We start from the raw sequence: 20553 nt of genomic DNA on the forward strand, positions 1-20553 counted from the left end.
TCTGCGTGGGCCGTTATGTGGTGACCGGCGCCGCATCCGGCATGGGCGCAGCGGCGGCCACGCGGTTGCGTGCCTCAGGACACACGGTCATCGGAGTCGACATCACCGCATGCGACGCCGTCGATGTCGTGACGGACCTGTCCACGGAGCAGGGACGCGACCACGCGGCCCGTCAGGTGGTGCTGTCGACGGACCACCTCGATGGCGTAGTTCTGGCCGCCGGTCTCGGCCCTGCCGCCGGCAGGGACCGGCTGCGTCAGATCGCCGAGGTCAACGTCTCCGGCACCGTGGATCTGCTGCGGCACTGGCGACCGTTGCTGGCCACCTCCGGTGACGCGAAAGTGGTTGTCCTCGGCAGTAACTCGGCGACGACCGTGCCGGGCGTACCGGCGCGGACCGTCGCTGCGCTGCTGGCCGGCGACACCGCCGCGGCCGTGCGGTCACTGCGCATGTTCGGCCCGGTCGCGCCGACGCTCATGTATGCCGCCTCCAAGATCGCAGTCACTCGTTGGTCGCGTCGCACCGCTGTGCTGCCCGCCTGGGCCGGGGTCGGCATCCGGCTCAACGTCCTGGCGCCCGGCGCGGTGCAGACCCCTCTGCTGGAAGAGCAACTGGCCCATCCCCGTCAGGGCAAAGCGGTCCGCCGGTTTCCGATCCCGGTGGGGAAGTTCGGCGATGCCGATGACGTCGCCCGGTGGGTCTGTTTCATGCTCTCCGATGCTGCCGAGTCACTGTGCGGCAGCGTGATCGTCGTCGACGGCGGCACCGATGCACACTTCCGCGCCGACGATTGGCCGCGTGCGGTGTCGCTGCGCCGGTTGCCCCGGTACCTGCGTCAGTTCCGGGGATGACACGGCGGGTCGCGTCGAGACCGTGCTGACATCGAGCTGCGGGCGGCATCCGCCGGCGACACCGCGATACTGAAGGTGATGACAGAAGACGACGCCCCCCGCAGAGCGGCCGGACGCCCGCGGGACGACTCGATCGACGAGCGTGTGCTGGCGGTGACGCGGGAGCTGCTGCTGGAGGTGGGCTGGGACGACCTCAGCGTCAGGTTGGTGGCCGCCCGGGCCGGCGTCGGGCGCGCCAGCCTGACTCGCCGCTGGCCATCGAAGGCCGAGCTGGTCCTGCATGCCATCCTCGGCGAATCCCCCGATCTGGCACCGTTCTCCGGCACAGACCTCAACGGCTGGATCGACTGGGTGGTGCGGGGCAGCCACCAGCTGTTCTCGCGGCCCGATGTGCACGCGGCGGTACCCGGGTTGCTCCTCGCGCTGCGCGAGAACGAGGCGCTTCGAACGACGTTGTGGGCGAACTTCAGCGGGCCCGCGATCGCGCTGTACGCCGAGCACGTGGCTGCCGCGACCCGTGCCCAGCGCCGGAGAACAGAGCTGGACTCCCGGGCCCTTCTGGTCCTGGCCGCCGGTGCAGCGCTGTTCGTCACGACGGTCGCCACCGATGACGACTCGGCGGCACTACTGCGGCGCATCACCGAGTTGCTGACCGCCGCGGTGGAGAGCCGCCTGGACTGACTCGACGATCGCGGCCGTGGGGCTACGCCAACGCATGCCGAGCTCCGACAGTGTCGCGCTGTCATCCGTCGGGACAGCGGCCGTCAACAGCGACGCCGCCTCCAGGCTCAGCCCCTCGGCCAGCGGGTGGACCCGCCCGACCTGGTCGGCGACCCGGCCCAGGGTCCGAAATACGCCCGGCGCCAGACCGACCCGCCGTATCCGCCGCCTCGAACCCTGTTCCAGCGCATCGACCATCTCGTCGAACGACACCATCACCCCGCCACACAGATAGCGATGTGCACCACGATTCGGTCGCATCAACCGCGCGTGCACCTCGCCGACGTCGCGCACATCGATCATCTGCATGCCCCCGCGGATGCTCGGCGCGATCCCCCAGCGGATCAGAGGTTGCCAGCCCCGCTCGGTCACCCCGACCGCGGTGTGGAAGGGCGGGCCGACCACACTCGACGGGTAGGTCGTGACCACGGGCGCACCGCTGCTTTGCAGGCGCCGCGCCACCCGGTCCGCGTGAGCCTTTGTCTTGGCGTAGGCACTGCGACCGGCGGCCGTCGGGGTGTCGGGCGTGATGACCCCGGCCGGCGGCGGGAACAGGGCACTGTAACTGCTCACCGACACCACCGGATCCAGACCCAGGTCCACCCCGCGCGTCAGGACACACTCTGTCGCATACGCGTTGATCTCCCACATCAGGCGCGCATCGCGGTCCCCCGTGCCGACCACGCCCGCGGCGTGCAGCACCGCGTCGGCGTCACAGAGCAATCGCGTCACGACCGCTTCGTCGCGGACGTCTCCGATGAGCACCGAAACCGCTCCCCGCCTGCGCAACCGATCCACCACGGGGGTCTCGCGTTCGTGGGGTGGCACCAGCAGGTCGAGCGCGTGGCCGGCCTCGAGCAACGCCAGCGCCGTGTGGGCGCCGAGGTAACCGGTGGCCCCGGTGACCGCTACGCGCATTGCATGCTCCCCTCTCGAGTGCTATTACGATACCAATGGCATCGCAAAGTGTGTTCGAGCCGGTTCCGCTGGGGCCACTCGTGCTGAAGAACCGGTTCGTCAAAGCGGCGACGTTCGAGGGGGTGATGCCCCGCGGCGAAGTCAGTGACGCCCTGATCGACTTTCACGCCGAGGTCGCCGGCGGCGGCGCCGCGATGACCACCGTGGCCTACTGCGCGGTGTCACCCGGAGGGCGGGTGCACCGCGACACCGTGGTGCTCGACCACACGGGTGTTGCAGCGCTTCGCCGGCTCACCGACGCCGTGCACGCACACGGCGCCCTGGCCTGCGCACAGATCGGCCACGCCGGGCTGGTCGCCAACACGCTGTCCAACAGGATGCCGACCCTGGCGCCGTCCACCCGCCTGAGTGCCCCCGCCATGGGTCTGGTCCGCCGCGCCTCCCCCGAACAACTCGACACGGTCATCGCCGACTTCGGGACAGCCGCGGCCCATGCGGTCGACTGCGGCTTCGACGCTGTCGAGATTCACATGGGCCACGGCTATCTGATCAGCTCCTTCTTCAGCCCCAACCTCAACCGGCGCTCCGACCGCTACGGCGGTGACAGGGTGCGCCGGGCTGAGCTCGGCCGCCGGGTCGCCGAACGGGTGCGGCTCGCCGTCGGCGACCGTATCGCCGTGACCGCGAAGTTCAACATGGACGACGGAGTCCGCGGCGGTTTCTGGTTGACCGACAGCCTGCCCACCGCGCAGCTGCTGGAGAGCGATGGTCACGTCGACGCGCTACAGCTGACCGGAGGCAGTTCGCTGCTCAACCCGATGTACTACTTCCGCGGTGACGTTCCCATGGCGGAGTTCATCGCATCCCAGCCCCGCGCGGTCGGGCTGGGCCTTCGACTCATCGGTCACCGCCTCTTCCGCAGTTACCCCTTCGAGGAGGCGTTCTTTCTGCCGCTGGCTCGGCAGTTCCGTGAAGCGCTGTCGATGCCGCTGATGCTGCTCGGCGGCATCAATCGCCTCGACGCCGCCGAGGCTGCGGTCGCCGAAGGCTTCGAGTTCGTCGCCATGGCGCGTGCTCTGCTGCGGGAACCGGATCTCGTCGACACCTTTGCGCGCGGTGAACGCGACGCCGGCAGATGCATCCACTGCATGAAGTGCATGCCCACCGTTTACAGCGGTACCGAGTGCGTGGTCCGGTCGGCCTTGCGTGATCAGCCGAACTCCAGCAGCGTGTAGGCGCCGCGATGGTTCCGCGTCACGCGCCACTGCCAGAACCGCGGGAAGACGTGCGCGAAGAACGGGCCCCGCCCGGCGGGCATGGGCAGGTCGTGCACCGCGCGAATGCCCGGCACGGTGTGGGCCAGCTCGGCCAGTTGTGCCGCCGACAGGCTGAACGGCATCGGTGGGACGCGGTAGCGGCGCGACGACCGCACGCCTTTGGGGGCGAGCTTCTTGACGACGGTGGGCGGCAGGTCGAACACCATCTGGGCGCCGGGAAACCGGCGGGCACACTCTCGGATCAGACTCATCGCCTCGTCGGGCTGCAGGTACATCAGCAGTCCCTCGGCGGTGATGAACACCCCGTCGCCGGTGTCCACCTGGTCCATCCAGCTGAAGTCCAGCGCAGACTGCGCCAGGCACGTCACCCGCGGCGACGGCGGCAGCAACTGTTCCCGCAGCGCCACCACCGGCGCGAGATCCACGGTCAGCCAGCGGAACTGGGGGTCAGCCATCGTGCTGCTCAGCCGCCAGAAGCTGGTCTGCAGCCCCTCGGCCAACGCCACCACCGTCGCGGACGGGTGATCGCCCAGGTAGCGGCTTGCCGCCGCGTCGAAGGCCAGTGAGCGCAGCGCCATCTCCTGGCCTCTGCGGCCGAACTTGGCGAAGTCGAATTCGATCGAGTCCACCAGCCTGATCGCCATCGGATCGTCGATGATGGCGTTGGGGTGACGGGCCTGGTGCGCCCTGCCGTAGAGCGTGAGAAGAGCCGTTTCCGAGACACCGGTCAGGGTGCGGGCGTCCACCTTGTCGTCATCGGCGCGATCCACCTGACCGACAGTACCGACCGATCCGCCGAGTCAGCTGCGGTCCGACCACCGGAACAGCGCCCGGCAGCCCAGCAGTCCACCCACACTCCACGCCGCGAGCACCAGGAAGATCCGCTCGTGCTCCCAGCTGCCGGCCGGTTCGAAAACGACCAATTCGGGGGGCAGCAGCACCGAGCGAAATCCCTGGGCCATCCATTTCACCGGGAAGATCGAGCCGACGATCAGCATCCAGGTGGGCAGCACCATGATCGGCACGTAGGTACCCGAGACGAACTGCAGACCGACTGCGGGCCCGTTGGTGAGCACCGCCGCCGAGACCGCGTTGCTGGCGACGTTGCTGATCAGCACGCCGATCAACGAGCAGCTGACGACCCCCAGCAAGAACACCCAGGTGAGGGTGAACCAGCCGAAAGCGGTTGTCGGCAAGCTCAATCCGAAGATGAACACGCCCACGGCCAGCAGCAGCACCGCCTCGGCGAGGCTGACGACGGCGACCAGCATGATCTTGCCGATGAAGTACGACGTCGCGGTCGCGGGCGTACCCCGTAGCCGCCGTAGCGCACCGGTGTCGCGATCCGCGGCGATGCTGATGCCCAGGTTGATGAACGACGTGGACAGGATGCCGTAGGCCAGCATGCTCGCCGCGATCACCGCGCCGGTACTGACGTCGCTGCCCGGCAGCCGCGCGGTGAAGATCGAACCGAGCAGGATGCAGATCGCCGCTGGCATCGAGAACGTCAGCACCATCTGCTCCGGCCGGCGGTAGAACATCTTCAGTTCCGGCAGCACCCGGGAGAACCCGATGCGCAGCGGCGACGGCAGGTATTCGTCGGCGCGGTGCCGCGACCGCGTGACCCGGGTCGGATCGTCGACGGCCATCACGCCCGACCGATCAGGTGCAGGTAGGCATCTTCGAGCGTGGGGCGGGTGACGGTCAGCTGCGACAGCTCGACGCCGTCGCGGCTGTGCTGCCTGATCAGTTCGGTCGGGAACTCGGTGCGCTCCTCATGGACTCCGGTTCCGTCGACCCACCGCACTGTGGCTGCGGTGTCGACGTGCCCGGTCAGTCGTGTCGGTGAATCGACGGCGACCACCGTGCCGTTCGCGACGACAGCGACACGGTCGGCGAGCGCCGCAGCCTCCTCGAGGTAGTGCGTGGAGAGCAGGATGGTGGTGCCCTCGGCGGCCAGCAACCTGATCAGTTCCCAGAACTGCCGGCGGGCTTCGGGATCGAAGCCGGTGGTGGGCTCGTCGAGGAACAGCAGGTCGGGCAGGCCGACGATGCCCAAGGCCACGTCGAGCCGGCGACGTTGGCCGCCCGACAAGGTCCTCACCGCCCGGTCGGACACCTCGGCGAGCCCGACCAGTTCGAGGACATCGGCGCAGTCTCGTGCGCTGCCATAGCAATTGGTGAACATCTGCACCGTCTCACGGACGGTCAGCATTCCGGCATCGCTGACCTCCTGCAGCACGATGCCGATCCGCGCCCGCCATGCCCGGCCCGCTGTCGCCGGGTCCTCACCCAGTACGAGCACCTGCCCGGCATCGCGGTTGCGGTTGCCCTCCAGGATCTCGATGGTGGTCGTCTTGCCCGCCCCGTTGGGGCCCAGGATGGCGAACACCTCGCCGTGCTCGACGTCCAGGTCGAGGTCACTGACCGCGGGCACCCGTCCGTAGGTCTTGCACAGCCCCCGGACCTGCACCGCAGCGGTCACGGATGCGCCCCTCCCGCATCCGGCTCGGCGGCCGGGGACTCGAGTTCGGCGAGCAGCGCGCGCAGCTCCGACTCGGACAGCTCCCCCAGCAGCTGCTCCAGATCGGCGTCCTGGGACTGCGGCGGTTCGGCCGGAGGCTCGACGCTGACCACGGTGGCGTGGTGGATGGCCTGCAGCTCGGTGTGGATCCGGTGCGCCAACGAGTTCACGCTGACACCCCGGAGGATCTCGAGAACCGGCAGATCGATCGAGAACATGGTGTTGATTCTGACCCGGAACTCCATCGCCATCATGGAGTCCAACCCGATGTCGTCGAGCATGTCGTCGGGCTCGATGTCGGTCGGCGCGCAGTCGAACACCGCGGCGACGACGCCGCGGACGTGTTCGGCGATCACGGCTGACCGGTCACCCTCCGGGGTTGCCGCGAGGATGTCGATCAACGAGACACCGGAATCGTCGGCGGCGCCGGCCGATTCGGTCGCGCCGAGCTCACCGAACATCGCCGGGATGCGGTTGCCGAGTCCGGCCTGCCGCGCTCGGGCCCAGTCGGCGGTGATCGCGACGACGTCCGTGATGTCCTGGCTGATCACGCGATCGAGGATCTTCGCACCGACGGCGGGCGTGATCAGCTCGATTCCCCGGGCTGCGTAGAGCTTCTCGAGATTGAGCTCCTCCACCATGCCCACCGACCACGGACCCCATCCGATGGTCAGGGCCGGCAGGCCCAGGGACCGGCGGTAGTGCGCGAAGGCGTCCAAGTAGGCGTTGGCGGCAGCGTAATTGCCCTGCCCGGGTGAGGCGATGGTCGACCCCGCCGAGCCGAACATCACGAAGAACTCCAGGTCGTGGTGCTGAAAGGCCTCGTGCAACACGCGGGTGCCGGTGACCTTGGGCGCCATCACCTTGGCGAAGTCGGCTTCGCTCATGTTGATCAGGAGCTGATCGGCGACGGTGCCCGCCGCGTGGATGACGCCCCGCACCGGCCGCCCACCCTCACGGTCGTGCCGATCCAACCAGGCCCGCACCTGCTCGCCGTCGGCGATGTCGACGCTGACGGTACGGACGTCCGCACCGAGGCGTTCGATCCCGCGGATCATCTCGACCGTCGCGAACTGCGGATCGGCTGCGGTCAACTCCGGCCATGCGCTCCTCGGCGGCATGGGGGTACGGCTGAGCAGAGTGAGGTGTCGCGCTCCGCGTTCCGCCAGGTACGTGGCCACCACGCGGCCGAGCGCACCCGCGCCTCCTGTTATCACGTAGGTCGCGTCGGCAGAGAGCTTGGTGGGGAAGGGCCGGGTCAGCCCGGTGCACGGCCGCAGCCGCGGGACCAACACCGAGCTGCCTCGAAGCGCGATCTGGTCCTCGTCGGCGTTCTCGTCGAGCAGCTGCCCGCAGATGCGCGCAGCGATGTCGGCCCTGCTGCCGCGCGCCGCCGCGTCGCTGTCGATGTCGATGAGGCCGCCCCAGTACTCGGCGAATTCCTGATGGCCGAGCACGCGGCCCAGTCCCCACATCGCCGCCTGCCCCACACTGGTCACCGGCGTGTCGCCGGCCGGCTGCGCGTTCGCGGTGACCACGAACAGCCGCGGCGTGACGGCCTCCCGCGCCGCCAACGCCTTGACCAGCCGCAGCACCGGGAAGGCGCCGAGCTGATCACTCCATTGCCCGGACATGTCCAGCGGCCAGCAGTCGACGATGCCGGTCAGGTCACCGTGGCGGTCGAGGTGGGTGTCCACCAGCATCCGAATCTGTTCCGCTGAGTCGGGATCGACCAGATATCCGGCTTCGGTGCTGGTGAGCACGGGAACGTCGCGATGCTCGACGGTGTGCACCCGGTGCCCGCGGCCGCGGAGGTCGGCTGCCACCGCGGCGCCCATCCCCGTCTCGTCGGAAAGCACCAGCCACGACTGCTCGCCCGGCTGCGCAGTCGGCGCGGCGGACGGCTCCCGGTCGGGCCGTTCGCACCACTGCACGCGGTAGAGACCCTTGTCGATACGGTCGGCCGACATCCGCGAGGACGCACTCAGCGACTGCACGGTGAAGCCGTCGAGAACCGCCAGGACCTCCCCGCCACCACCGACCACGGTGAGGTCGCACTCCACCTGTTCGCGGGTCGCCGACACCACCCGGGCGTGCACGGTCATGCGCGTGTGGGGGCGCCCGTAGACCGCGCAGTGCCGGATCCGCGTCGGCAGGTAGGCGTCCTGGGTTTCCCCCGCCCCGAGAAGCGGTGCGCCGAACAGGGTCTGGAACGCACCGTCGATGAGCGCGGGATGGAAGCGATACTGGTCGAGTTCGGCGGCGACGGCGGCGGGGACGGCGATCTCGGCGACCACCCAGTCCTCTCCGGCGGTCACGCCGCGCACGGTCCGGAACGCGTCACCGTAGTCGAAACCGATGTCGCGGGTATGGGCATAGAACTCGTCCCCGTCGATGGTCGTCACCGGTCCGGTGCCCTCACGGTGGGGCGCGCTGCGGGGGCGTGCCCGCAGCATCGTCAGTTCGGCGGTGGCCGTGATCGTCCACTTCAGGTCGCCGTCGGCGCTGACGGTGAACGACGCGAACTCGACCGTGCCCGCGTCCTCGTTGAGGGTGGTGCGCAGGATCGGATCACAGCTGTCATCGAGGATGACCGCGCGGCGCAGCTGCAGATTGTTCACGCTGTGCGCCGACCCGTAGGCCTCCTCCGCAGCCGCGAGGGCCATCTCGACGTAGACCGCACCGGGCACGACGACACTGCCCTGCACCCGGTGATCGGCCAGGAACGCGTTGAGAACCGCGCTGATCTCGGCTTCCCAGGTCGGATGCACCCCGCTCACGGGTTGTCCCAGCAGCGGGTGCACCGGACGGTAGAACAGCGACTCCGTGGCCTCCTGCGTCTCGTTCCAGTACCGCTTGGTCTGCCAGGGGTACGACGGGAGCTTGACCAGCCGCCCCGACCCGTCGGGGTGCAGGGCGTCCCAGGCGATGTCGTGGCCGGCACAGTGCAGGGCGCCGACGCAGCTCAGCAGCGTGCGCACGTCGTCCTCGTCGCGGCGCTGCGTCGGGGTCACCGAAACACGTTGGGCACCGGCGGTTTCGAAGATCGAGGCGGCGAGCACCGGGTGCGGCGCCAACTCGACGAAGTGTGTGTAGCCATCTTCGAGCATGCGCCTCATCGCCGGCTCGAAGAGCACGGTGGCGCGGGTGTTCTGCCACCAGTAGGCCGCGCCCGCCTCGTAGCCGTCCAGCAGTTCGCCGGTGACGGTGGAGTACAGCGGGAGGGCGGCGTCCTTCGACGACAGCCCGTCGAAGGCGTTCAACAGCTCGCCCTTCACGGCATCCATGTAGTGCGTGTGGTACGGCACCTTGACCGACAGGTAGCGATGGAACACCTCGGTCTCGCCGAGCTGGCGGGCGATGTCGTCCAACACCTCGCCGTCGCCCGCCAGCGTCACCGCCGACGGGCTGTTGATCGCCGCCACCGACACTCGCCGGCCGAACTCGGTGACCGCGTCGGCGTCGAGGGTGCGCAGCAGCGTCTCGGCGTCGAGCCCGACGGCGAGCATGCGGCCCAGGCCGGTGGTGCGCTGCTGCAGCCGGCTGCGGTGGAAGATCACCTGGACCGCCTGCTCGAACGTCAGCAGACCCGCCAGGTGATGGGCAGCGACTTCCCCTGCGCTGTGCCCGATCACGGCGTCCGGGCGAAGGCCGAACTGGGCGAGTTGCTCGGCCAGGGCCAGCTGTACGGCGAAGTTCGCCGGCTGCGCGAACTCGGTTTCCCCCAGCCGCGAGCCGGCCTCGTCGCGGAGCAGTTCGTCGATGAGGGACCAGCTCGCGTACTGAGAGAGCTCCCGGTCGCAGCGTTCGATCGCGTCGGTGAAGGCGGGAAGCGCGCCGAACAGCCCGCGGCACATCCGCCACCACTGCGGGCCCATGCCCGAACAGACGAAGGCCAGTTTCGGCGCGCTGGTGCCGATTCGGCCCGTGGAGATCTCCCCGCCCTCGGCGAGGGCGCGCAGTTGATCTCGGGCATCGGCGACGCTGTCGACGATCAGTGTCTGCCGGTGGTTCAGGTGCGCCCGGCGGCGGCTGAGCGTGTGACCCAGGTCTGTCAACGCGATGTCGGGGTGAGTGTCCAGGTGCCGGGCCAGTCGGCCGGCCGTCGCGACGAGCGCCTCGTCGCTGCGCGCCGAGATCGGTATGACGGTCGGCACTGCATTGGGCGGCGTGGATCCCGATTGGCGCGCAGGGGGTTCGGCGAGTACGACGTGGGCGTTGGTGCCGCCGAAGCCGAACGAGTTGACCCCCGCAATCCGGCGCTCGACGTCGGGAAACGGTCGACCGTGTCCTGCGACGTCGAGCTTCAGTTCGCTCAGCGACACCTGCCTGGTCGGGGTCTGCAGATGCAGGTTCGCGGGGATGTAGCCGTGCTTGAGCACGAGCGCGGCCTTGATCAGACCGGCTACTCCGGCCCCGGCTTCGAGGTGGCCGATGTTGGTCTTGACCGAGCCGATCACCAAGGGATGCTCGGCCGGACGACCGGCGGCCAGGACGCTCGCCAACGCCCTCATCTCGATCGGATCACCGACCGGTGTTCCGGTGCCATGGGCCTCCACGTAGCCGACCTGAGTGGGTCGGATTCCCGCGCGGTGCAGGGCGGTTCGGATCGCGGCACCCTGGGCGTCCTCCCGGGGCACGGTGATGCCGTCGGTGTGCCCGTCCTGCGACACGGCTGAGCCGAGGATCTGCGCGTAGATCTCGTCGTCGTCGCGCAGCGCCTGGTGCAGCGGTTTGAGGATCACGACCGCGCCGCCTTCACCGCGCGCGTAACCGTCGGCGGAGTCGTCGAAGGCCTTGGATCGTCCTTCGGGGCTGAGGAACCCACTCTTGGACTCGGCGATGGCGGTGTTGGGGCCGATCATGACGTTGACGCCGCCGGCGAGCGCGACCTCGCATTCACCGTTCCAGATGCTCTGGGCCGCAAGGTGAACGGCGACCAGCGAGGACGAGCACGCCGTATCGATGGTCATGCTGGGGCCGCGGAAGTCGAAGGCGTGCGAGATGCGGTTCGCCAGCATGGTCATCATCATCCCGGTGGCGGAATGCGACTTGAACCGGTAGCGGCTGGTGAAGCCCTGGTTCTGCAGGAGCTGGTAGTCGAGCGTGAAGCCCCCGACGAACACCCCGACGTCGGTGCCGGCCAGTGTGTCGGCGGGGATTCCACTGTCTTCCAGCGCCTCCCAGGTGGCCTGCAGCAACAGGCGTTGCTGCGGATCCAGGGAATGTGCCTCGCGCGGCGAGATCCCGAAGAACTGCGGGTCGAATTGATCGATCTCACTGAGGAAACCGCCTCGGCGGGTGACGATCTTGCCGGCCTTGCCCGGGCTGGGATCGTGATATCGGGCCCCGTGCCATCGCGTTTCGGGCACGGTCCGGGTGGCGTCGGTTTCGCTGCACAGCAGATTCCAGAAGCTGTCCGCGGACTCGCCGCCACCCGGGAAGCGGCATCCGATACCGACGATCGCCAACGGCTCGCCGACGCCGCGCTCAGCGCGCATGTTCATTCCCCTACCCTCACCGATCAGACGTCTCGACGAATCCGCGGTCAAGTCGCCTGCAGCGCCGGTGAGGCGGTCACGATCCAGTCGGGGCTGACCGGACGGGTCTTCTGTTCATGGCGGTAGATCGACCTCATCTCCCTGATCAGCGGGTCGCGCTGCCACGCCTGTACCTGATGCATGACTCTGTCCTCACCGAACGCCGACGCCTTGTCGGCGAGCACCGTCTCGAACAGCTGGCCGGCCAGCTGGCGCAGCAACTGCGCATTCGTGTCGAACTGGTCGGCGAAGTCGTCGGCCGGGGCGATCATCGCAACGTGCAGCCACGCCATGAAATTCAGTGGTGCGTACAGATCGACGAAGGGTACCGGCGAGGTGTCGTCCTCTACGGCCGCCCACTCGCGGAAGAACTGTTGCACCCGGTTGCTCAGTGCGATCAAGCCGTCCAGCGCAGGGACGAAGTCGGGGTCGTCGGCGATGCGGACGAACCGCCCGTTGATGTAGAGCAGTCCGATGAACCCCCAGTAGAACGCGACGTCCCAGACGATCTTGGCCGCCATCACCGTGGGGGTACCCATCAGCGTGTATTGATCTTGATAGATGGCCAGCCACATGTCGGTCAGCGACCGGAACAGCGTGTCACTGATCTGGGCTCGAACGGCGATGTCCTCGCCGTCGAGGTCGCGGGTGATCATGTCGGTGATGAGGCCGTTGCCGATCGCGACGAGGTCCAGGCCCGACGAGTACAGCGGATCCAGGAAGATCCCCGCGTCGCCGGTCAGGCACCACCGGTGCCGACCGTCGAACACCTTCGACGCGCCGTGGCTGTACTTCTTCATGACCCGGAAGTCGCGGATCTCGTCGTCGTGCTGGGCCAGAACGGCTGCACACTGAGGCTCGTGCTCCTCCAGCCACGCGCGCGCCTTGTCGAGTGTGTTGAACTCGTCGAAGGCGTGGAATGCGGGGTCGGCCACGATGCCGACGCTCGTCGCGCCGGAAGCGAGGCGAATGAGCCAGACCCAGTATCCCTCGCCCATCAGATGGTTCGTGGACATGGCGCGCTCGCCCTCCGCCAGGCGGCTGTGCCAACTCGGATCGTCGCTCCAGGCACCGACGTCGATCTCCGTCGCCACCCGGAACCACGCTGCGTTGCAATGATGTTCGTTGGTACGTCGGAGTTCGAGCTGGCGAGGCAGCACGCGGTTGCGCCCCGATGCGTCGACCACCCAGCGCGCTGTCGTCGTCGAGGTCACGTCGCCCTGTTGGAAGGACACGGTGTGCAGTCCGCCCTCGGGTCCGAGGTCCACCGTGCGCACGCGACCGTGCACGATGTCGATGCCCTCGGCGACGCAGCGGCGATACAGTTCGTTTTCCAGTCTGCCGCGATCGATTTGGTAGGTGACCTGCGGAACGAATACCGAGCCGCCGACTTCCATTCGCTGCGCGATATCGGTGTTTCCGTTGTGCGAAAAAAACATCCGCAGGCCCATCTTACGAATGTGTGACGTATTCAGGTGTTCGGCCAAATCCAGCCGCTCGCGCAGGTAATGCGCCGACACCTCCACCGTGGACTCGCCCACCGTGTGGGTGACCTCCGGCACCGGATGGGGGGTCGGCTCGATGAGCAGAACACTGGTATCGGGCCGCTCACGGCGCACGTCCAGCGCGAGGGTCAGCGCCGCCGCACCACCCCCCACGATGAGCACATCGTGGCTGCTCGCAGGCGCGCCGTCGCGCGAAAGCTGGCTCCTGATGCGTCGGGCCAGAGCCTCTCGTGCTGTCGGGTCGAGTTGCGAAAGCTGCGCTCGCACGTCCACTCGTATGCCTTTCCGAGAGGGGTCACAACGGTGGCAACGTTACACGCGCAGAGGGCCCCATCTGCGGGGAAAGGACCACAGCAGCCGGCAGCGCCCCGGCCGCACGGCGGGCTCCGACACCTCTCGCCCACGACGGTGCCCGCAGGATTCGGCCACCCTTCCCGCGCCATTTTCGAGGGGGCAGAGAATGGCGGGGACAACTGCTGCGCTACTTGTTGATTCATAGCAGCGTGTTTCTTCACGGCAATTCTGCGCGGGGCCCGCGTTGGACACGTCCCCGTAGGCTGAAGAACCGATGACGACACGTACCCACACGGCCGGCCGGGTCGCCGCTCTCTTTCGCTACCCGGTCAAATCGATGGTGGGCGAGACCTGCGCGACGATCGACGTGTCTCCGCTGGGGGTTGGCGGTGATCGCCGCTACGCGTTCATCGACGACGAGACGGGACGAGTCGCCACCGCCAAGAACCCTCGGCTGTGGCGCGGGCTTCTCCAGTGCTCGGCCGGCACCGGTCCCGCCGGGGTCACGGTCACGCTTCCCGCCGCCCAACCGGTGCCGGTCGCCGAGGCCGCCGCGCCGCTGTCGGAGTTGCTCGGCCGTCACGTCCACCTCGCCGAGGAGCGCGCCGCCGGCGCCATGGTCGAACGCTCCGACCCGGTCGACGTACTCGCCCACGGTCTCGACGCCGACATCGAGGCTGCCCTCCTCGAGATCGCCGAGGGCACCCCCGGCGGCGCGTTCGTCGATCACTCACCGGTGCACCTGGTGACCACCGCGACTCTCGACGCCGTCGGCGTGGGGATGGCCGAGGCGTTGCGCTACCGGCCGAACATCGTCGTCGAGACGCCGCCCGACTGCCCTGCGTTCGTCGAGAACGACTGGGTCGGCCGCACCATCGCCGTCGGGCCCGACGGCGTCGAACTCCGCGCGACGCTGCCCACACCACGGTGCTCGGTGCCCACGTTGCAGCACAGCGAGGTGGGTCGCTCACCCCAATCCGTGCGCTACCTTCTCGAACACAACCGCGTCGAGGCAACGGGTTTCGGTGTTCTGCCGTGTGCGGGTCTGTACGCCGAAGTCCTCACCGGCGGCGTCCTGCGCGCTGGTGACGCCGTCTGTATCGGTTAACACGGCCGCACCGTTCCTTCGACCGCAGACGGGATTCGACATCCATGGCTCCTCACGCCGTCATCTCCGGCGCCGGCATCGCCGGTCCCGCGCTGGCCCACCAGCTCGGTGCCCGCGGGTGGAACACCACCGTGGTCGAGCGCTACCCGGCCCGACGCGACGAGGGGCAGAATGTCGATGTTCGCGGTGCCGCGCGCGAAGTGGCCCGGCGGATGGGTATCGACGATGCGATCCGCGCGGCGAACACCGGCGAGATCGGCACCCGCTTCGTCAAGTCCGACGGCACGACGGCGGCCTCGTTTCCCGTCGCGTCCCGCGGCGGAAACGACGGTCCCACCGCCGAACTGGAGATTCTGAGAGGAGAGCTGTCCCGCATCCTCGTCGAGCGGACCGCCGCCGACACCGACTACCGCTTCGACAGCCAGATCACCGCGGTCGACGACCACGGCGACCGCGTCGACGTGGCGCTGAGCGACGGCACGACCGTCGACGCCGACCTACTGGTGATCGCCGAGGGGCTGCACTCGCGGTCGCGCCGTTTCGTGACCCCGGTCGAGGTGAACGACCTGGGCATGTACTTCGCCTACGCCACCGTGGCCCGCAGCGAGCACGACGACCTGTGGTGGAACTGGCAGCATGCGACCGGTTCGCGGTCGGTGCATCTGCGACCTGACAATCTCGGCACCACCCGCGCGATCCTGACCTTCATCTCCGATGTCCGCGGTTTCGAAGACCTCGACCGCGCCGGGCAACTCACCATCCTGCGCCGCACGTTCGCCGACGTCGGTGGAGCGGCGCAGCGGGTGCTCGCCGAACTCGACAACGGGGCACCGATGTACTTCTCGGTCGCCGGGCAACTCCGCAGTCCGACGTGGAGCAAGGGCCGCGTGGCTCTGCTGGGCGATGCCGCGTTCTGCAACGCCACGTTCGGCGGGGCGGGGACAAGCCTGGCCCTCATCGGCGCCTACATTCTCGCCGGTGAGCTGAGCACCGCCGACGACACGGTCGCGGCACTGCAGAGCTATCAACACCACATGCGGCCCTTCACCGCCGCTGCTCCCCAGGTCCGAGCCGAGGTGCTGCGCCTGGCCAACCCCCGCACCCGGGCGGGTATCCGGTTGTTGCACAGCGCGGTCGGGGTCGCAGCAGGACCGGTCGGCAGAGCCGTGAGTGCGGTGACCGGGAGAGGGTTGGTCGCCATCGGCGGCGACAAGCTGCCGCTGCCCGACTATCCCGACGCGACGCGGCCGCGACCGTAGGCGGCCTCGAAGATCGGCGAGGCCATCAGGGTGGTGACGATCGCCACCAGCACCAGCATCGTGAACAGGGTCGGGGTGATTATGCCCGCTTCCAGCCCGATGTTGAGCAAGATGAGTTCGATCAGGCCGCGCGCGTTCATCAGCGCGCCGAGGGCCACCGCCTCCCGTCCCGGGACCTTGCTCAGCCGCGCCGCCGCCGCGCAGGCGACGCCCTTGCCGGCGATGGCGACCACCAGCAGACCGAACGTCACGGCCCACAGCGCCGGGGTGTTGACCAAACCGATCTCGGTGTTCAGTCCGGAGTAGACGAAGAACAACGGCAGCAGCAGCGCCGTCGTCAACGGTTCGATCCTGTCGGTGAGGCGGCGCGCGAAGTGACCCGACGGCATGGCGACGCCGAGAATGAAGGCCCCGAAGATGGCGTAGATGCCGATCGTGTCGGTGATCCAGGCACACGCCATGAGCAGGATCAGCACCGTACTGAGAACCGGTGCCCCGATCGTCTCCTGTCCGGGCGCACGGTCCAACCGGCGCAGCACGCGCCGCCCCGCGGTCAGCAGCACCACCGCGTACGCGAGACCGCCGACGATGGCGACGACCGCCGTCGCCGGTGTCCCCCCGTGAGCGGCGAGGACGACGGCGAGGATGCACCACGAGATGGCGTCGGTCGTCGCGCCGCAAGCCAGTGCGAGGCTACCCAGAGTCGTTCCGGACAGTCCCTTTTCGAAGATGATCCGGGCGAGCATCGGGAACGCGGTGATCGCGATCGAGGCGCCCAGGAAGAGCATCGCCATCGCGGCGCTGACGTCGGCGCCGAAGTAGCCACCGTGGTTCAGCAGCGGCACCGCAGCGATGGCACCGAGCGCCAGCGGTGCCAGCGTGCCCGCCGCGGACACCGCCGCGGCGGTGCCGGCCCGCTGCCGGATGTGGTCGACGTCGAAATTGAGCCCGATGACGAACATGTAGAGAACGAGGCCGATCTGAGCCGTCGTGTAGAGGATCACGTTCGTCGGTCCCGGTGGAAACAGGGCGTCCTGGACCTCCGGCCAGAGACGACCCAGCAGGGACGGCCCCAGCACCACGCCGGCAATCATCTCGCCGATGACCGGTGGCTGGCCGAGTCTCTGCGCGATCAGACCGGCGAGGCGGCATGCCAGCAGGATGACGGCCAACTGCAGGAAGAACTGGATCGCGGTCTCTGCGGGCACGTCACAATCTAGCCCGTCCCTGCCCGTCCTTGACCGCAGTGTCACTTAGTGACAGAGTGGGTGTCACTAAGTGACAGGAGGTGAATCGACGTGTCCTCTCCAACCGTGCCTGCGACCGGTACCGACAAGCAGGCCCAGGCCCGGCTGGAAGTGTCCCGGCACGCCTGCGCGCTGTTCTGGGAGCGTGGGGTCGCGGGGACCAGCGGTGATGACATCGCCGCAGCCGCCGGGCTTTCCACGCGCACCGTCTGGCGGTACTTCCGTAGCAAGGAGAGCTGCGTGGAACCGGTGCTCGCCCAGTCGGCACACCGGTTCATCGAGCTGGCATGGCAGTGGCCGCCCGAGCTGTCGCTGGCCGAGCACATGGCAGCCCACATGGCCGCGCACCCGCTGACCGCACAGGAGATCGCCGATGACGTCAGCGCTCTGCGCATCGCGACGATGTCGACGTCGGATCCCGCGTTGCGCACCGCGTATCTGATGGTGCACGACGAGATGGAACGTGCCTTCGTCCCCGTCCTCGCCCGCCGGCTCGGGCTGGCGGAGGACCATCTGACCGCACGGCTGTGCGCAGCGACCGTCACGGGTGCCTTCCGGGTGATCGACGAAGACGTCGGACACCGGGCGATCGTCAAGAAGGAGAAGGTCACCCAGGAAGAAGCCCTGGCACTGATCGATCGCGCCATCCGGGACGCCACCAACGGCCGAGTCGGCGGTCCCGTGTCGCCCTGACATCCGCTGTCGAAACACCCTGTACCACAACATATAACGGCACGTAACCAGACCGTCGAGTCGACACCACCTCGACGGCGTACCCCCGTGCGCCGTCACACCCGGAAAGGATTCTCATGGCATTGCCCGCACTGATTCCCGTCGAGGACTTCTTCAAGCCACCGACCCGCGCCGCGGCGACGCTGTCGCCCGACGGCACGAAGCTGGCGTTCCTCGCCCCCTGGCAGAACCGTCTCAACGTGTGGATCGAGGATCTGGACACCTCTGACGCCACCGCCGAGACCCGTTGTGTGACCGCCGATGCCAACCGCAGCATCTTCCACTACGAGTGGACCGACGACCCCCGCTGGCTGATCTACCTGCAGGACACCAACGGCGACGAGAACTGGCATGTCTTCCGCGTCGACCTGGAAGACCCCGGGGCCGACGCCGTCGACCTCACCCCGTTCCCCGGCGCGATGGCGCTACCTGTCCGCGAGGTCAAAGACGGCAAAACCGGCGTGATGGTGAACAACCGGCAACCGACATTGCTCGATCTGCACGAACTCGACATCGTCACCGGTGAACTGACACTGATCGCCGAGAACCCGGGCCAGGTGAACAACTGGCTGAACAACGACAAGGGTGACGTTCTCGCCACGTCGCTGACGCCGGAAGGACATCTCGAACTGTCCCGCTGGGACGGCGAAAACCTCTCACACGTAGCAACGTTCGACGGCAGCGACTACCCGGTGGGAATCGACCCGATGGTCATCACGCCCGACGGCACCGGCGTGTGGATGGGCTCCAACCGCGACACCGACCGCACCCGCCTCGTGCACGTCGACCTGACCACGGGTGAGGAAACCGAGGTCGACAGTCACCCGGAGTTCGATCTCGACCCACGGTCGACCGTCAGCCCGATGATGCCCGCACCTCTCATCCAGCACCGGCGTACCGGCGCGCTGCTGGCGGTGCGCTACCTCGGTGAGCGACAGGTGATTCGCCCGCTCGATCCGGATTTCGCCGAGGTGCTGGCCAGGCTCGAGACACTGTCGGTGGGAGACATCACCCGCCTCTCGTCGGATGAGGCCGGCCGACGCTGGGTGGTCGGCTTCAACGACGACCGTGATCCCGGCGCCACGTACCTCTACGACCACGGCAGCGGCCAGAGCAGGTTGTTGTACCGGCCGCTCCCCCACCTGGCACCGGAGTCCTTGGCGCCGATGCGCCCGGTCACCATCCCGTCGCGGGACGGTCTGGCGCTGCATTCCTATCTGACACTGCCGGTCGGCGTCGAGCCGGACAAGCTTCCGTTGGTGCTGGTGGTCCACGGTGGCCCCTGGTACCGCGACAGCTGGGGCTTCGACGCCGGAGTGCAGATGCTGGCCAACCGCGGTTATGCGGTGCTGCAGGTGAACTTCCGCGGGTCCACCGGCTACGGGAAGGCGTTCCTCAAAGCCGCGGTCGGCGAGTTCGCCGGCAAGATGCACGACGATCTGATCGACGGCGTCAACTGGGCCGTCGAGCAGGGCTACGCCGACCCGGACCGCGTCGCCATCTTCGGCGGATCCTACGGCGGCTACGCCACATTGGTGGGCGTCACCGTCACCCCCGACGTCTTCGCCGCCGCCGTCGACTACGTCGGTATCTCCGATCTGGCCAACTTCATGCGGACGTTGCCCCCGATCGCGCGACCCCATCTGGCCAACAACTGGCACGCCTATGTCGGGGATCCCGATGATCCCGATCAGCTGGCCGACATGCGAAAGCGGTCACCGATCACCATGGTCGACCAGATCCACACCCCCCTGCTGGTGATCCAGGGCGCCAACGATGTTCGCGTCGTCCAGGCAGAGTCGGACAACCTCGTCAACGCGCTGCGCGACCGGGGCGTCGAAGTCGACTACCTGGTCCAGAGCACCGAGGGGCACGGCGCGGTCAACCCGGAGACCGTGATCGAGATGTATCAGAAGGTCTCGGAGTTCCTCGCCCGCCACCTGGGTGGCCGCTAATGACCGAAGCCCAGACGAAACCCAGTCTGCTCACCCAGATGGGCGGCGTGTCGGGGATGGTGTACGCGGGTCTGCCGAGCGTCGTCTTCGTGGTCGCCAACGCGGCGGCCGACCTGCGCGCGGCTGTCATGCTCGGGGTGGGCGCCGGCGCGGGCATCGCCGTACTGCGCCTGCTGCGACGAGAACCGCTGCAACCCGCGTTGTCGGGTCTGCTCGGCGTGGCGGTCGGCGCGTTCATCGCCTACCGGACCGGCGATGCGAAGGACTTCTTCGTCGTCGGCATCTGGGCGAGCCTGCTTCTGGCGCTGGTGTTCCTGGCGTCGATTCTGGTGCGCCGGCCGCTGGTCGGTGTCATCTGGAGTGCCCTCAGCGGCAGCGGGCAGGCGTGGCGCACAGATCGCACCGCCTTGGTCGGCTACGACATCGCCACGCTCGCGGTCACCGCGGTGTTCGCGGCCCGGTTCGTCGTCCAGAACTGGCTCTACAGTGTTGACGCGACCGGCTGGCTGGCCTTCGCCCGGATCGCCATGGGTTACCCGCTGATGGGGGTCGCTCTGGTGGTGGTCGTCTGGGCCGTCCGCAGATCCGGCCGACGCGGCGCGGCCCACCCCGCGGGCGCCTGA

The 20553-nt window shown here is 68.3% G+C and carries 15 protein-coding genes; 8 read left to right on the top strand and 7 right to left on the bottom strand.

Annotated elements, in window-relative coordinates:
• Nucleotides 1–5: 5 nt before the first annotated feature.
• The gene (locus J3476_RS09130; protein WP_207066169.1) at nucleotides 6–851 is read left to right on the top strand and encodes an SDR family oxidoreductase; all 846 of its coding nucleotides are present in this window, start codon (nucleotides 6–8) and stop codon (nucleotides 849–851) included.
• Between the two features lie 78 nt (nucleotides 852–929).
• Nucleotides 930–1532, top strand: a complete 603-nt coding sequence (locus J3476_RS09135; protein WP_207066170.1) for a helix-turn-helix domain-containing protein — start codon at nucleotides 930–932, stop codon at nucleotides 1530–1532.
• Here the strand turns inward: J3476_RS09135 and J3476_RS09140 are convergent.
• Complete coding sequence (locus J3476_RS09140; RefSeq protein WP_207066171.1) at nucleotides 1476–2489, bottom strand: NAD-dependent epimerase/dehydratase family protein; 1014 nt, start codon at nucleotides 2487–2489, stop codon at nucleotides 1476–1478. The two genes, J3476_RS09135 and J3476_RS09140, sit on opposite strands and share 57 nt — an antisense overlap.
• A gap of 35 nt (nucleotides 2490–2524) precedes the next feature.
• On the opposite strand from J3476_RS09140, the gene J3476_RS09145 reads away from it, so the two are divergent.
• The gene (locus J3476_RS09145; protein WP_207066172.1) at nucleotides 2525–3724 is read left to right on the top strand and encodes an NADH:flavin oxidoreductase; all 1200 of its coding nucleotides are present in this window, start codon (nucleotides 2525–2527) and stop codon (nucleotides 3722–3724) included.
• Here the strand turns inward: J3476_RS09145 and J3476_RS09150 are convergent.
• The 5 genes from J3476_RS09150 to J3476_RS09170 are packed head-to-tail and all read right to left on the bottom strand — an operon-like array spanning nucleotide 3700 to nucleotide 13602.
• A complete protein-coding gene (locus J3476_RS09150; RefSeq protein WP_207066173.1) occupies nucleotides 3700–4536 on the bottom strand; it encodes a class I SAM-dependent methyltransferase in 837 nt (278 codons plus the stop codon). The genes J3476_RS09145 and J3476_RS09150 overlap by 25 nt on opposite strands.
• A gap of 30 nt (nucleotides 4537–4566) precedes the next feature.
• Entirely contained in the window at nucleotides 4567–5415 is an 849-nt protein-coding gene (locus tag J3476_RS09155) for an ABC transporter permease (RefSeq protein ID WP_207066174.1), read from the bottom strand.
• Nucleotides 5415–6251, bottom strand: coding sequence for an ABC transporter ATP-binding protein (locus J3476_RS09160; RefSeq protein ID WP_207066175.1), 837 nt, complete (start codon nucleotides 6249–6251; stop codon nucleotides 5415–5417). The genes J3476_RS09155 and J3476_RS09160 overlap by 1 nt, the downstream gene beginning before the upstream one ends.
• Nucleotides 6248–11797 carry a type I polyketide synthase gene (locus J3476_RS09165; RefSeq protein ID WP_286182791.1) on the bottom strand — a complete coding sequence of 1850 codons (5550 nt, stop codon included), beginning with the start codon at nucleotides 11795–11797 and terminating at the stop codon, nucleotides 6248–6250. The genes J3476_RS09160 and J3476_RS09165 overlap by 4 nt, the downstream gene beginning before the upstream one ends.
• Before the next feature lie 41 nt (nucleotides 11798–11838).
• Entirely contained in the window at nucleotides 11839–13602 is a 1764-nt protein-coding gene (locus tag J3476_RS09170) for an NAD(P)/FAD-dependent oxidoreductase (protein ID WP_207066176.1), read from the bottom strand.
• 301 nt (nucleotides 13603–13903) lie between these two features.
• Between J3476_RS09170 and J3476_RS09175 the strand changes: the two genes are divergently transcribed.
• Both J3476_RS09175 and J3476_RS09180 read left to right on the top strand, forming a co-directional pair.
• Complete coding sequence (locus tag J3476_RS09175) at nucleotides 13904–14737, top strand: MOSC domain-containing protein (protein ID WP_207066177.1); 834 nt, start codon at nucleotides 13904–13906, stop codon at nucleotides 14735–14737.
• Nucleotides 14738–14781: 44 nt separating this feature from the next.
• Nucleotides 14782–15996 (top strand): FAD-dependent monooxygenase, encoded by a 1215-nt coding sequence (locus J3476_RS09180; RefSeq protein ID WP_207066178.1) that lies wholly within the window; start codon nucleotides 14782–14784, stop codon nucleotides 15994–15996.
• Here J3476_RS09180 and J3476_RS09185 read toward each other — a convergent pair.
• Nucleotides 15966–17204, bottom strand: a complete 1239-nt coding sequence (locus tag J3476_RS09185; RefSeq protein WP_207066179.1) for a cation:proton antiporter — start codon at nucleotides 17202–17204, stop codon at nucleotides 15966–15968. The genes J3476_RS09180 and J3476_RS09185 overlap by 31 nt on opposite strands.
• A gap of 90 nt (nucleotides 17205–17294) precedes the next feature.
• On the opposite strand from J3476_RS09185, the gene J3476_RS09190 reads away from it, so the two are divergent.
• The 3 genes from J3476_RS09190 to J3476_RS09200 all read left to right on the top strand — a co-directional run bounded on the left by J3476_RS09190 (nucleotide 17295) and on the right by J3476_RS09200 (nucleotide 20553).
• Nucleotides 17295–17936 (top strand): TetR/AcrR family transcriptional regulator, encoded by a 642-nt coding sequence (locus J3476_RS09190; protein ID WP_286182792.1) that lies wholly within the window; start codon nucleotides 17295–17297, stop codon nucleotides 17934–17936.
• A gap of 116 nt (nucleotides 17937–18052) precedes the next feature.
• A complete protein-coding gene (locus J3476_RS09195) occupies nucleotides 18053–19930 on the top strand; it encodes a S9 family peptidase (RefSeq protein ID WP_207066180.1) in 1878 nt (625 codons plus the stop codon).
• The gene (locus J3476_RS09200) at nucleotides 19930–20553 is read left to right on the top strand and encodes a DUF3159 domain-containing protein (RefSeq protein ID WP_207066181.1); all 624 of its coding nucleotides are present in this window, start codon (nucleotides 19930–19932) and stop codon (nucleotides 20551–20553) included. Before J3476_RS09195 ends, J3476_RS09200 begins: the two co-directional genes overlap by 1 nt.

This window comes from Mycobacterium sp. PO1, from assembly GCF_017312405.1.
Lineage (GTDB): Bacteria > Actinomycetota > Actinomycetes > Mycobacteriales > Mycobacteriaceae > Mycobacterium.

What these genes read in the sequence shown, in the direction of transcription:
- J3476_RS09135 (WP_207066170.1), top strand. Translation starts at nt 930, where the DNA reads ATGACAGAAGACGACGCCCCCCGCAGAGCGGCCGGACGCCCGCGGGAC.
- J3476_RS09140 (WP_207066171.1), bottom strand. Translation starts at nt 2,489, where the DNA reads ATGCGCGTAGCGGTCACCGGGGCCACCGGTTACCTCGGCGCCCACACG.
- J3476_RS09145 (WP_207066172.1), top strand. Translation starts at nt 2,525, where the DNA reads ATGGCATCGCAAAGTGTGTTCGAGCCGGTTCCGCTGGGGCCACTCGTG.
- J3476_RS09155 (WP_207066174.1), bottom strand. Translation starts at nt 5,415, where the DNA reads ATGGCCGTCGACGATCCGACCCGGGTCACGCGGTCGCGGCACCGCGCC.
- J3476_RS09165 (WP_286182791.1), bottom strand. Translation starts at nt 11,797, where the DNA reads ATGAACATGCGCGCTGAGCGCGGCGTCGGCGAGCCGTTGGCGATCGTC.
- J3476_RS09175 (WP_207066177.1), top strand. Translation starts at nt 13,904, where the DNA reads ATGACGACACGTACCCACACGGCCGGCCGGGTCGCCGCTCTCTTTCGC.
- J3476_RS09180 (WP_207066178.1), top strand. Translation starts at nt 14,782, where the DNA reads ATGGCTCCTCACGCCGTCATCTCCGGCGCCGGCATCGCCGGTCCCGCG.
- J3476_RS09195 (WP_207066180.1), top strand. Translation starts at nt 18,053, where the DNA reads ATGGCATTGCCCGCACTGATTCCCGTCGAGGACTTCTTCAAGCCACCG.
- J3476_RS09200 (WP_207066181.1), top strand. Translation starts at nt 19,930, where the DNA reads ATGACCGAAGCCCAGACGAAACCCAGTCTGCTCACCCAGATGGGCGGC.